Below are 13,673 nucleotides of genomic sequence, written 5' to 3'. Positions count from 1 at the left end.
GAATTTCATGTTATAGTTAAGGTTAGAATGTTTATAGCTGAATGGAGGTATGAAGTTGTCCAATTCTTCATCGAAACAAAAACTAAATGTAACTATTTATGGGCAACATTATGCAATTACTGGTGACGAGTCAACAGATCATATTCGCCATGTTGCCTCAATTGTAGATGATAAAATGAAAGAAATAAATAAAAAGAATCCATTATTAGATACTAATAAATTAGCTGTATTAACAGCAATAAATATTGTAAGTGATTATGTAAAATTAAAAGAAAGAGCTGAAATGCTCGAAAAATTATTAGAAAAACAAACGAAAAGTGAGCAGAACGAGAATGATTGATTTAATTATACTTATTATTTTTAGTTTAGGAATTTTGACAGGTTGGAGAAGAGGATTTATTAGCAGCCTTGTACGATTACTAGGTTTTTTACTATCCATATACCTAGCTTATCATTATTATGAGCAGACCGCTACTTCGCTTAAAAAAATATTTCCAATTCATATAAGCGGTGGTCAAGTCGTAAACGCAGATCAGTTTGTCTATGAAATTATTGCCTTTGCTTTACTATTTATTGGGACAAGGCTAGTTATTTCATTTATTGGTTCATTATTAAATGGAGTTTTCCAATTACCTGTTTTAAAGCAGATGAACTCCTTCTTAGGTGGTATTTTTGGTTTTATAGAGGTTTATTTATTTGCGGTTTTGGCGCTTTTTATCGCTTTAATCGTACCAATAGATACGCTACATGTTTTATTACATAAATCAAATATTGCGTATTTTATGGTTCAACATACACCATTTATATCAAATCAATTAATGGAATTATGGAACGGAATTTCTAGTTCTGAGATACTTTAATCGAATTTTTAGTGAAAAAACAATTTCTATGTTAAGTAGGTGACTTAAAATGCACAAAAAAGAGTTAATTAAACTGTTAGAACAAATTGCTACTTATTTAGAACTAAAAGGTGAGAATGCTTTTAAAATATCAGCATTTCGTAAAGCGGCAAATGCATTAGAAACTGATGAAAGAAGTCTTGAGCAAATCGACGACTTTACTGCAATAAAAGGAATCGGAAAAGGGACTTCTGCAGTAATTTTAGAATATATTGAAACTGGTAAAAGTACGGTATTGGAAGAACTACAAGAATCATTGCCTAAAACTTTACTTCCTTTACTCAGACTACCAGGATTAGGTGGGAAAAAAGTAGCTAAGCTTTATCAAACATTACAAATTGAAAGCATGGAGCAATTAAAAGAAGCATGCTTAAATGGTAAGCTACAAGGGCTAGCTGGATTCGGAAAAAAGACAGAGCAAAATATTTTAGAATCAATTGAGGAGTTTGGTAAGCAGCCTGAACGCTTGCCGCTTGCAGATGTATTACCAATTGCTGATAAAATTGAAGCTTATTTAGCAGAAATGAACGATGTTGAAAAGTATTCAAGAGCAGGCAGCTTACGAAGAGTACGTGAAACAGTTAAAGATTTAGACTTTATTGTTGCATCAAATAAACCGGAAAGCATTAAAGAACAATTACTTTCGATGCCGGAAATCGTTCGAATAATTGCACAAGGTGATACAAAAGTTTCTCTTGTTTTAAAAGGTGTTGAATATGAGATTTCAGTTGACTTCCGAATTATTCAACCTAAGGAGTTTGCGACAACGCTGCATCATTTTACAGGTTCTAAGGATCATAATGTAGCTATGCGTCAATTGGCTAAAGAACGTGAGGAAAAAATTAGTGAGTATGGTGTTGAGAATGTTAATACTGGAGAAGTTCTAACATTTGATAATGAAGAAGATTTTTATGCTCACTTTAATTTACCTTGTTTTCCACCTGAAATTCGAGAGGATGGAAAGGAAGTTTCAACTTTTACAAACGATTACCCATTAATTCGTTTAGAAGATATGAAATCTGATTTACATATGCACTCTACATGGAGTGATGGTGGCTATTCAATCGAAGAAATGGCAGATGCATGTCGTGCGAAGGGGTATAAATATATTGTCATCACAGACCATTCACAATATTTAAAGGTTGCGAACGGTTTAACTCCTGAGCGCTTATGGAAACAAAAAGAAGAAATTCAGCGTGTTAATGAAAAATACACTGATTTCACAATTCTGCATGGGGTAGAAATGGATATTTTACCTGATGGATCGTTAGATTACGAAGATGATGTTTTACGTTCACTTGATTTTGTTATTGCATCAATTCATTCTAGCTTTAGTCAAGATGAAGAGACAATCATGATGCGTTTAAAAAATGCAATGAGAAACCCTTATGTTAACATGATTGGGCATCCAACAGGACGCAAAATAGGTAGAAGAGCTGGGTACAAAGTAAATGCTGAAGAATTAATTTCTGTAGCAAAAGAAACAGGTACAATTTTAGAATTAAATGCAAATCCAAATCGTTTAGATTTAAATAAAGAAATGTTAATGATGGCACAGGAAGCTGGTGTGATGCTATCTATTAATACGGATGCACATAACATTGATATGCTAGAGCATATGACTGTCGGGGTTAGTGCGGCCAAGAAGGCTTGGTTAAAAAGAGAAAATATTGTAAATACATTTGAATTACACGAACTTTTAAGCTTGATTGAAAGGAAACGTAATCGAGTGTAAGGAGGTTACGGGGCATATGAAACGTACGTTAAGAGTTTTAGAGTACGATAAAATAAAAGAACAATTACTTAAACACGCTTCATCTTCACTAGGTAAGGAACGGATAAAAAACCTTTTACCAAGTACTAGTTATGATGAAGTTGTAGAACTACATGAATCAACCGACGAAGCTGTGAAAGTTATTCGTCTACGAGGAAATGTACCTCTAGGCGGATTATCGGATATAAGAATGCAAGTAAAAAGGGCAGATATTGGTGGAATGCTATCTCCTTCTGAGCTAATTGCGATTTCGGGTGTTACATATGCTGGGCGTCAAATGATTCGATTTATTGAGGGCTTAATTGAGAGTGAAGTAGAAATTCCATACTTAGAATCATTAAGTGAGCAAATCATTCCTTTATTAGAATTAGATAAAAATATAAAAGCTGCTATTGGTGATAATGGAGAAGTTTTAGATGACGCTAGTGTGACACTTCGAACAATTCGTGGACAAGTTCGAACAGCTGAAGCTCGAATTCGTGAAAAATTAGAGAGTCTAACTAGAGGTGCAAATGCACAAAAAATGTTATCAGATTCAATCGTAACGATTCGTAATGATCGTTTCGTTATTCCAGTAAAACAAGAATATCGACATGTTTATGGTGGTATTGTCCATGATCAATCTTCTTCTGGTCAAACATTATTTATTGAGCCACAGGCTGTCGTGACATTAAACAATAGTTTACAAGAAGCTAAAGTTAAAGAAGAGCAAGAAATTGAGAAAATTTTAATGGCATTAACAGGGCAAGTAGCTGAGGCTTCAGCAGATTTATTGCAAAATGTTGAAATTTTAGCAGAAATGGATTTCTTATTTGCCAAAGCTAATTATTCGCATTCAATTAAGGCGAGTAAACCAATTTTAAATAATGATCGATATTTTAAATTAAAAAAAGCACGTCATCCTCTAATTCCAAGGGATATAGTAGTAGCTAATGATATAGAATTAGGTAAGGATTTTACTACGATTGTTATTACTGGTCCAAATACGGGTGGTAAGACAGTTACTTTAAAAACGATTGGTATTTGTGTTTTAATGGCACAATCTGGTCTACAAATTCCGGCACTAGACGGTTCAGAAATTTGTGTGTTTGAGCAAATTTTCGCCGATATTGGTGATGAACAATCAATCGAACAGAGCTTAAGTACATTCTCTTCGCATATGGTGAATATTGTAGATATTTTAAAACATGTGAATCATAGTAGTCTTGTATTATTTGATGAATTAGGGGCTGGAACTGACCCACAGGAAGGTGCAGCTTTAGCAATCTCAATATTAGATGAGGTAAGTGAATACGGTGCTAGAGTAGTAGCAACAACGCATTATCCTGAACTAAAAGCATATAGTTACAATCGAGAGCACGTTATGAATGCAAGTGTTGAATTTGATGTAGAAACATTAAGTCCGACTTATCGACTATTAATTGGTGTTCCAGGTAGAAGTAATGCATTTGAGATTTCTAGAAGACTTGGACTTTCAAATCGTGTAATTGAAAAAGCAAGAAATCATGTAAGTGAAGAAAGTAATGAAGTTGAAAATATGATTGCATCTTTAGAAACGAGTAGAAAAGGTGCAGAAACAGAATGGAAAGAAGCAGAAGATTTCCGTAAAGAATCAGAGCGTGTATTCAAAGACTTACAAAAGCAAATGATGGAATTTTATGAGCACCGTGATGAATTATATCGTGGCGCGCAGGAAGAAGCGAAAAAGCGTGTCAGAGTAGCACAACAAGAAGCTGAGGAAATTATTAAAGAGCTAAGGTCGTTAAAGAATAGCCAATTAGCTTCTATTAAAGATCATGAATTAATTGAGGCAAGAACTCGTTTGGAAGGGGCAATTCCTTATGCTCCAAAGAAAACAATTCCTCAGGCAGCTCCGAAGAAACAAAGAAAGCTTCGTGAAGGTGACGAAGTAAAAGTGATTAGCTTTAATCAAAAAGGGACACTGCTTGATCAAGTTAGTGAAGGTGAATGGCAAGTTCAGCTCGGTATTATTAAGATGAAAGTTAAAGAAAAAGACATCGAATATATTAGTTCTCCTAAAGAAGTAAAAGAACGAACTGTCACTTCTGTAAAAGGTAAAGATTTTCATGTTAATCTTGAGCTAGATCTTAGAGGTGAAAGATATGAAGATGCGCTAATTCGTGTTGAAAAATATATCGATGATGCATTATTAGCAGGTTATCCTCGAATTAATATCATTCATGGAAAAGGAACTGGCGCATTGAGACAAGGGGTACAAGAATACTTGAAAAAACACAGATCAGTTAAATCATATCGATATGGAGCAGCCTCCGAGGGCGGAATAGGTGTTACTGTTGTCGATTTAAAATAAGGTAATAGGGGTTCTAAGATGGAAAAGTTGGCAAAAATATTATTTACGGTTTGTGCAGTATTTTTAATTTGGGGAATTTTGTATGTAACAGTTATTAAATAAAGTAATTGAGACTAGCATCATTAATGTATTTCTATTAATTTATGTGGACGTTCAAAATCTTACATAAAAATGAACTTAGAAGACATAACCTGAGTTAGTCTCTTTTTTATTAGAAAGGTGAATTGGCTTGAAGAAAATCATTTTAGCATTAGTCATCTTTGTTATTGTCTTTGTTGGATTTAATGGTTTTCAACATAAACACCAAAAGAAGATAAATGATGTAAGTAAAGATATTATTGTGCAAAGAGATGTACGTTACACAAATCCTGCCCAAGTTCCACAAACCTTTGATATATACCGATCTAAAAATTCACATGGTCCATCACCAACGTTGATATTTGTTCATGGTGGTTCTTGGAGATATGGAAGTAAAGCGTTAAATAAACGTTGGAGTACGATTTTTAATGAAATAGTAAAAGATGGTTATACAGCAATTAGTATAGACTACACACTTTATTCAAAAGAAAATTATTCATATAACTTTCCAGTTCGTGACGTGAAAACAGCAATCGACTTTATTTACACAAATTCAACAGAATTAGGAATTGATCGAAATCAAATTGGGATCGCTGGTGCTTCTGCTGGTGGACACTTAGCCTTATTAACTGGTCTTCAGCCCGATATTCAAAACAAAATAAAATATATTATTGCTTGGTATCCAATTTCAGACTTAACGACGATGAATCAGTCTCCTTCTTCAAGAAGTTCGGAAATCGTAGATAAATATATGAATAGTACTGTTGATCAAATGACAGATGAGTATAATCGAATGAGTCCTATTCAATATGTACAAAAGACAAAAGTGCCAATCTTTATCGTACATGGTACAGGAGATAAGCTTGTTCCGTTCAGTCAATCTAAGAGATTTGCTAAAAAAAATCCAAAAATGGTTACGTTGATTGCACTTAAAAATGGAAACCATGGATTTACAAATCTTTCGGTACAAAAATCTACCAATGATACGATAAATTATTTAAAGGCAAGATTAAAAAAGTAAGGAGTATCAATGAATCATATTAATAAAATTCAATTTCTAACGAAAGATCATTGGAATCTATTGTTACTAGCTGACCCATCAAAAGAAATGGTAGATAAATATATTCAAAAGAGTAATATTTATGAAGTACTAGACCAAAATTTACTTGTAGGTGTATTAGTATTAATGGAGAATTCAAGTGAAGAGGTTGAAATTAAAAATATTGCAATTGATCCGACCTTCCAAGGACAAGGATTTGGGAAAAATTTAATTCACTTTGGAATAAATGAATCTAAAAAACTTGGTTATTCGAAAATTTCGATTTGTACAGGAAACTCAAGTACATACCAATTAACATTATATAAAAATTGCGGATTTCAAATCAGTACTGTTTTTCACAATTTCTTTATTGATAATTATGATGAAGAAATTTGGGAAAATGGTATACAGTGTAAGGATTTAATCAAGCTAGAACAAAATTTATAGACAAAGTACTAATATATGATTATCAGACTGAAGCTACCTAAGAAGACTTAGGTAGCTATTTTTTATTCATTATAAAGTTTGACATACATCACGTAAGTATTACGGTCTTGATCAACTTCATTTGAAGTTTGTTCGTAAATTTGATGATTTATTGTTATATAAGTTGATTGAAGCCAAGAAAGTAGATCCAATTCATCTCCGCTCTCATAGAAATGAATTTCATCAAAAGTATCGACATCTCTAATTTCAATGCCTAAAGGTCTGTTTAGATGGTAAAAAGGAGTATTTTCCATATCCGATTCAATTACTTCAATTACATACCGATCTTCCTCGATATAAGAGCCCCTATTCTCGTAAACGAAACCATTTAAAATAAAGTAATCGCAATATCTTCTTGTAAAGATTTGGACCTTTGATAAAAATGGAAAATGGTAAATAGGTCGTGTAAATTCTCCATCAAGTAATCGATATTCAAGAACAAAGATGTTGTCTGTATTAAACATTGTTCAAACTCCTTTAATAATTGTATATACATTAGTATATAACACAGTTTAGGATAGAAATGTATGTATTTATATATTGAACTAGGAGAATACAATGTCAAAAACATCAAAATTAATGAAAAAAGTGAGTGTTGCCTTAACAAGTGGTATTGTAATCAGTTCTTTAACCGGGTGTGGATCTGAACCAGAGTCGATTGAGACAACCGATAATTCTCAAGATTATTATGAAACAAGTCAACCGGTCTATGAAAATACAAACCAAGTAAATGAGGTTGATGAGGAGACGACGACTGAAGATAGTTTAGATGAGACTGACTATACTGATAGTGAGGAAACAGAATTTGCATATACGGATTCTGAAATGCCTGATGATGAAAACTGTAGTGATTGGGAATTTGACTATGAAGATAATATTTGGATTTGTGATGATAATTCAAGCTCATTTTATCGGAATTTCTTTTTTTTAGGCTCATTCTTTGCAACAAAAAGTATGTTATATAGCAACAATGATTTTAATGAATACAAATCCTCTGGCATTATTAAAGGAACAAATTCCTCAGCTAAAAAAAGTGGTTTTGGTAGTGGAGTATCTGGAGGTTAGTTTAATAGTTAACGAGAGATGCTAAAGCTAAATTCTATATACTTTAAGAGAGAGATTAGTTTAGTATAGATTAGAATAATTTAATTCTTGAAAGGAGATCCCAATGTCAAAAACATCATTATTAATGAAAAAAGTTAGTATCGCATTAACGAGTGGATTAGCAGTAAGTACATTAGCCGGCTGTGGTTCTCAAAATGCTGATAGACCAGACAAACCAAAAAATGACGATTGTCGTGATTGGGAGTTTGATGATGACGAAGGTGTTTGGGTTTGTGATGATAGCACTAGTCATTACTACCATAGTTATTATCATGGCGGAATATTTTATCCAACAAGAACTGCACTTCATGCTAGTAGTTCTTATAAGAGCTATAAATCTTCTAGTAAATATGCAGGGCATACTTCGTCTTCTAAAAGTGGTTTTGGAAAAGGTTCATCTGGAGGATTTGGTGGTTAATAATGGATAATGTGAATTTACAGAATCATAGACGAAAACGGAAAGAAGTATATCAAAAACTTCCAGATTTTTGGGCGGATCTACAAGATTCATATTATGCTTTATTAGACCATTATCCATTGACTGAAAATGAGGTTGATGAAATTCATACAATTACGGAGCAAATTGGAAAAATCTATGATAAGACTGCTCGGTTAATGAGACAGTTACCCGATGATATTTTTTATATGCTTGGTTATTCAAAGGAAATCGTACCTTTTTTACGTTATAAAACGATTGAAAGTGAAGGTATCATTAGAAGAATTGACCTTGTTCGTACAGTAGATGGTTGGAAACATTATGAATGCAATAGTGACACCCCAACTTTTATTATGGAGACCCATCATGTCAATGGTTACATTACGGATTATTTTAACTTGAAGAACCCTAACGCTGAAAGTGAAATGAAACTTTCGAACGTCATAAGTCATGTTGTCAATAAAAGCATAAAAGGGTTAGATAAACCAATTATCGTTTTTACAGCTCATGGTGATCATGAAGAAGATTGGAAGACAGCTAAATATATCCAATCCCTATACAATGGTAAGAGTCAATTAATAGCGCTAGAAGATTTACAGATTATTGAAAACGATGGTCTTTATACACCTAAAGGGGAAAGAATACACATTCTTTACCGACAGACCTATCCAATTGAACATCTTGAACTTGATCAATCTTCAGATGGAACAAAAATTGGCCTGGCACTATTAGAACTTGTAAAAGACGGTAAATTGATTATTTTCAATCCATTATCTGCATTTTTACTACAATCCAAGGCTGTTCAAGCATTAATTTGGAATTTACATATAGAGGAATCAGATGTTTTTACTGAAGAAGAACATGATGTAATTAGAAAGCATTTTCTACCAACATTTTTAGAGCCAGATTTCTTTATAGAAAACAATCTTCCATATGTTGAGAAGCCTGCATTTGGCCGTGAAGGAGATTCAATTAAGATTGTTAACGGAGAAAACCGTCAACAAAGTAAACAAAATAACTATCATGATCAAGTTATGGTGTTTCAACAATATTCACCTTTACCTATGAGAAAGGTTATGACACCTGATGGAATGCTAGATTTACATGTATTAATAGGTAGTTTTTTAATTAAAGAAGAATACGGAGCAATTGGTGTCCGTGCCGGGAATATTATTACCGGAAACGAAAGTTGTTTTTTACCTGTAGGAATCGTTGAAGAAAAGAATTAATTAATGAGGGGATGAGAAGATAGATGGATAGTATTGTTAGTACGTTGATGTATTTAGGATCGGGACTTATTCTTTTATTTATTGGATTTTTAGCTTTTACTTTTACCACTAAGATGAGTGAACAAAAATTAATTTTAGAGGATGGTAATATTGCCGTTGCACTGAAATTAGCGGGAAAATTAGTAGGGTTAGCAATTGTTATTATGTCAGCGGCAAAGTATTCAGTTAACTATGGTGATTTCATTATTTGGAGCTTAGTTGGTATTATTGCTCAAATGGTTACATATTGGATTGCAGAATTTGTATTATTTCCAAAAATTTCGTTTGCTAAAAAGGTTGAAGAAGGAAATATTGCAGTAGCTGCATTATTGTTTACATTAAGTGTAACAGTAGGTTTATTAATTTCAGGTAGTATTTCATATTAATGAAAAAAATGAGAATGCTAGAGCGGCATTCTCATTTTTTCAGAGTGTTGAAATATAGCATAGTCAATATTAAAAATAGATAACTAAATAAGATTTATTGATAAAGTTGTAATCTTCATTGGTGCAGTGTTAGTTATTTATGTTTATATATCGGTAAGATTTTTGATAAAAGATTAAACCGTTTTTTTTATGAACACGAATTGAGAAGATTTAATTTTGTGTTTACATTTTTAATTTAATTTCTTCTATTTTTATAATTCGTCTATTCTTTTTCTTTATGATTCATGGTCATTTTGTAGATTTCCTAATTTTATTGAAGATAAGGCTGTACTTCCTCAAAAAGCATATTTTAAAGTTTTTAAAGATAAACTTTTTAGATGAATAAGTTGATTGGAATGAAAGGGTGATCGACTCCTGTGGGATATGCGGGAAGGCTGAGACCCCGCAGGCTTGCCGAGGAGGCTAAAGAATCTCGCCCCGCGGAAAGCGAGCACCCTGTAGTGGAAATCAACATGATATTACTTATCTAATTGACAACTTCTTTTTACTACAACGTGAAATGAGAATGCTAGATTGGCATTCTCATTTTTAAAATTCAATTTAGAATGCAAGTTGGATAAACAAGCAAAGTAAATACGATTTTTACCTTTTATTAAAATTCTTTTAAATGTATGCTTAATGTATAGGAATTACATTTAATTATCTTTTTACTTAAACTTCAAAAAAGGGGGAAGAGCGTTGACTTTAGAAATAAAACAGCTTTCTAAAAATTTTGGAGATACTATTGCCGTTAACGAATTATCATTTACTTTGCCTACCGGAAGAGTATTAGGTTTATTAGGTAGAAATGGAGCAGGTAAAACGACCACCATTAAAATGTTATTAGGTCTTCTTACACCTACAAAAGGAGAAATAACTTGGAAAGGGAGCCCATTTAAAACTGATAAAGTAAAGGTAGGGTATTTACCTGAAGAAAGAGGATTATTTACCAAAAGCAAGGTTGTTGATCAACTTAAATATTTCGGGAAATTAGAAGGTATGTCTAATAAAGAGGTTGATATAGCAATAACATATTGGCTTGACCGTCTAGAAATACCACATTATCGAAATAAAAAGGCCGGGGAGCTTTCAAAAGGTAACCAACAAAAAATTCAACTAATTGTAACTTTATTACATAACCCTGAATTGATTATTTTAGATGAGCCATTTAGTGGACTAGATCCAGTTAATGCGGAGTTAATGGCTTCAATTATTACTGAACAAATTCAGAAAGGGAAAACGGTTATATTATCAAGCCACCGTATGGATCAAGTGGAGGCTTTTTGTGAGCATGTTTGTATACTTAAGAACGGTAATGTAGTCGCGGAAGGTAGTTTAAGTAGCTTAAAAGAAGACTATGGGTATAGAAATTTAATTTTAGAAGATATAACATCGATTAAACAAATACTAGATTCCAATAATATTAGCTATGAACAGAAGCAATTAGGAATTTACGTAAAGGTAAAAAGTGATGAGGAGGCTTTTACGATTTTAAATCGTATTAAGTCAGACTTGGGTTCTATTAAGAAGTTCCAATTATTAGAGCCTACACTAAATGATATCTTTATAGAGAGGGCGAAATAAATGAAAAAGTTTAGTACGGTCTTTTTATTTCATTTACGTGAAGGTCTTTTGGCGAGAGCAACGATGATTATGAGTATTATTTTATTTGTATTGGTCGTTGGAATGTTTGGCGTACAAAAATATTTTGCTGGTACAGAAAAGAGTAGTAAGGATAAAGATAAAATAGTATTGATAAATAATTCGAAAAACTATTCGGTAGATCTTGCTAGTTTAAACAAAACGATTAAATCCGCAAAGATTGAGCAGAGTGATGCGTCAAAAGAAAAAGATTTAAAAAATCAAGTTGAAGATGGTTCAAAAGATGGACTGCTTATTCTTTCCGAAAAGAACAATGTCCCGTCCATTCAATATACGTATAAAAAGTTTTCAAATAATGAATTGCTTTCAGTCGTAAATATGACTTTACAGCAAAATTACTTAAATAAAACTGCCCTAGATTTAAAGCTATCGCCTGAATCTGCAACAAAGTTATTGCAAAAAGTAGAAGTAAATGAAAATGTTCTAAAAAATCCTATGGCTACATTTGGAATTGCTTACTTTTTTGGTTTCTTATTGTATATGTTTCTATTAATTTATGGAAACTCAATTGCAACGGGTATTGTTGCTGAGAAGTCTTCTAGGGTAATGGAGGTATTGCTACCAAAAGTAAGTCCTGTTGTGACTTTATACGGAAGAGTCATTGCGGTATTTTTTGTAGCTTGTGCACAATTAATTGTATTAGGAATAGGATTTCTTTTTGCCAATTTATTAGGCTGGGTTAATACTAATGCGATATCTTTTTTCGGAATGAAAATAGATTTAGAGGCATTAGATACTACAACCATCATTGCATTTGTAGTTTATTTCTTATTAGGCTATTTACTTTATGGATTACTTTACGCTGCAATTGGATCAGTTGTTTCAAGAACAGAAGAGCTTCAAATGGTCTTGATGCCTATTACTATTTTAGTTGTAGCGGCATTCTTTATTAGTATTAATGCATTAGTAAATCCTACTGGTACATTTGTTCAAATCAGCTCATATATTCCATTTTTTGCTCCACTTGTAGCATTTTCTAGATTTGTAAGTGGAGAAATGAGTTTTATAGAAATAAGTGCTAGTATATTAATTTTACTAGTTTCAATTATGATTTTAACTCGTGTTGCTAGCCGTATTTATGTTAATGGGGTAATGTATTACAGTGAAAAAGTAAAGTGGAAAGATGTAGCTAGATTATTAAAAAGACAATAAAAAAATAGATCTCATAGGTCAAATTGCTGACACTTGAGATCTATTTTTTTATTTGTCTAATTTTCTGTTGGTTGATTAGTATCCTCTTCTTCTATACTACTTTTAACATCTTGCTGTAGAACTTCTAACGCTCCAATTACAATCTCTGAAACACGTTTATATCCTCTAGTTTTATTTGGATGCATACTATCTATTAAATAATATTCACCGTTCATTCTATTCCACCCAACATTAGAGTATAGGTCGATGCATGGCAATGCGTAAAATGTAGCTACATCTTTTACAGCTCTAGCATAATCAGATGTTAAATAACCGGCTTTATTTTTATCTTCATATTTTCCGTTGTGGTATCTAGGTACAGGCGTCATAAGAATAATCCTACAATTTGGTAATCTTGTTTGTATTTTTTCAATCATTGAACATAAAGCACCGATAAATGTAGATTCGTCTAAATTGGGTCGTTCATTTGTTGGGAATCCTTTTCCTAAAGGAAGACCTCTACCAAAGTCATTTGTTCCACCCATTATTGTTAAAAGTTGAGTATCAAGTGGAATCGTAGCATTGATCCTTTGACTGTTACACATACTTGATAAAATTTCTATCGTTCCATTTGGCTGTGGTTTAGGTGGTTGACCTTTGTAATTTCCATTTTGATCAATCCAGGCAATTGATCCATTTTCAGTTATAGTTGTTCCGCCAATACCTCTATTTACATGAGTCAAACCTAACCTTTTCGCTACAGCCGGCTGCCATCCGTTAGATGAAGTGATACTATCACCGTAACTAATCCATTTTTTTGATTTGTAACCGGTTATTTTTTTTCCTTTTGCCTCAGCTATATTGGTTAATGAATTAAAAATGCGTTTTACAAAAGAGGTTAATCTAGCCATAGAAATCACCCTTTTTACATATTTACTTCATAAACATGTAAAGCCTATTTACTAAAAATGAAATTACAATAGTATAGGATTTTTTTGCATGTAACATTTTATATATATAAATTATTCTATATTACATT

At 32.5% G+C, this 13,673-nt stretch carries 14 protein-coding genes; 12 read left to right on the top strand and 2 right to left on the bottom strand.

Going from position 1 to position 13,673, the window contains the following annotated elements:
* The first annotated feature begins 49 nt into the window (after positions 1–49).
* From zapA to BED47_RS16675, 6 genes are all read left to right on the top strand, one after another.
* Positions 50–340: a cell division protein ZapA gene (gene zapA / locus BED47_RS16700; protein WP_069034579.1), complete on the top strand. Its 291-nt coding sequence runs from the start codon at positions 50–52 to the stop codon at positions 338–340.
* Positions 333–860: a CvpA family protein gene (locus BED47_RS16695; protein WP_069034578.1), complete on the top strand. Its 528-nt coding sequence runs from the start codon at positions 333–335 to the stop codon at positions 858–860. The genes zapA and BED47_RS16695 overlap by 8 nt, the downstream gene beginning before the upstream one ends.
* A 49-nt stretch (positions 861–909) precedes the next feature.
* The gene (polX, locus tag BED47_RS16690; protein ID WP_069034577.1) at positions 910–2,634 is read left to right on the top strand and encodes a DNA polymerase/3'-5' exonuclease PolX; all 1,725 of its coding nucleotides are present in this window, start codon (positions 910–912) and stop codon (positions 2,632–2,634) included.
* Positions 2,635–2,650: 16 nt separating this feature from the next.
* Entirely contained in the window at positions 2,651–5,005 is a 2,355-nt protein-coding gene (locus BED47_RS16685; protein WP_069034576.1) for an endonuclease MutS2, read from the top strand.
* Positions 5,006–5,234: 229 nt separating this feature from the next.
* Entirely contained in the window at positions 5,235–6,104 is an 870-nt protein-coding gene (locus BED47_RS16680; RefSeq protein WP_069034575.1) for an alpha/beta hydrolase, read from the top strand.
* Positions 6,105–6,113: 9 nt separating this feature from the next.
* A complete protein-coding gene (locus tag BED47_RS16675) occupies positions 6,114–6,569 on the top strand; it encodes a GNAT family N-acetyltransferase (protein ID WP_069034574.1) in 456 nt (151 codons plus the stop codon).
* A 62-nt stretch (positions 6,570–6,631) separates the two neighbouring features.
* Here BED47_RS16675 and BED47_RS16670 read toward each other — a convergent pair whose 3' ends face one another.
* Positions 6,632–7,072: a hypothetical protein gene (locus tag BED47_RS16670; protein WP_069034573.1), complete on the bottom strand. Its 441-nt coding sequence runs from the start codon at positions 7,070–7,072 to the stop codon at positions 6,632–6,634.
* 94 nt (positions 7,073–7,166) lie between these two features.
* Between BED47_RS16670 and BED47_RS16665 the strand changes: the two genes are divergently transcribed.
* The 6 genes from BED47_RS16665 to BED47_RS16640 all read left to right on the top strand — a co-directional run bounded on the left by BED47_RS16665 (position 7,167) and on the right by BED47_RS16640 (position 12,655).
* The gene (locus tag BED47_RS16665; protein ID WP_069034572.1) at positions 7,167–7,673 is read left to right on the top strand and encodes a hypothetical protein; all 507 of its coding nucleotides are present in this window, start codon (positions 7,167–7,169) and stop codon (positions 7,671–7,673) included.
* Positions 7,674–7,776: 103 nt separating this feature from the next.
* On the top strand, positions 7,777–8,130 hold the full coding sequence (locus BED47_RS16660; protein WP_069034571.1) for a hypothetical protein: 354 nt from the start codon (positions 7,777–7,779) through the stop codon (positions 8,128–8,130).
* A gap of 2 nt (positions 8,131–8,132) precedes the next feature.
* On the top strand, positions 8,133–9,377 hold the full coding sequence (locus tag BED47_RS16655; RefSeq protein ID WP_069034570.1) for a glutathionylspermidine synthase family protein: 1,245 nt from the start codon (positions 8,133–8,135) through the stop codon (positions 9,375–9,377).
* Positions 9,378–9,400: 23 nt separating this feature from the next.
* A complete protein-coding gene (locus BED47_RS16650) occupies positions 9,401–9,802 on the top strand; it encodes a DUF350 domain-containing protein (RefSeq protein WP_069034569.1) in 402 nt (133 codons plus the stop codon).
* 738 nt (positions 9,803–10,540) lie between these two features.
* Positions 10,541–11,425 carry an ABC transporter ATP-binding protein gene (locus tag BED47_RS16645; RefSeq protein ID WP_069034568.1) on the top strand — a complete coding sequence of 295 codons (885 nt, stop codon included), beginning with the start codon at positions 10,541–10,543 and terminating at the stop codon, positions 11,423–11,425.
* Positions 11,426–12,655, top strand: coding sequence for an ABC transporter permease (locus BED47_RS16640; RefSeq protein ID WP_069034567.1), 1,230 nt, complete (start codon positions 11,426–11,428; stop codon positions 12,653–12,655).
* 56 nt (positions 12,656–12,711) lie between these two features.
* On the opposite strand, the gene BED47_RS16635 is transcribed toward BED47_RS16640, so the two are convergent.
* Positions 12,712–13,545: an SGNH/GDSL hydrolase family protein gene (locus tag BED47_RS16635; RefSeq protein ID WP_069034566.1), complete on the bottom strand. Its 834-nt coding sequence runs from the start codon at positions 13,543–13,545 to the stop codon at positions 12,712–12,714.
* Positions 13,546–13,673 lie beyond the last annotated feature (128 nt).

The organism is Gottfriedia luciferensis (assembly GCF_001712755.1).
Taxonomy (GTDB): domain Bacteria; phylum Bacillota; class Bacilli; order Bacillales; family Bacillaceae_G; genus Gottfriedia; species Gottfriedia luciferensis_B.
The sequence above is the reverse complement of the archived record's forward strand: the minus strand, read 5'-3'. Positions and strand labels throughout refer to the sequence as shown.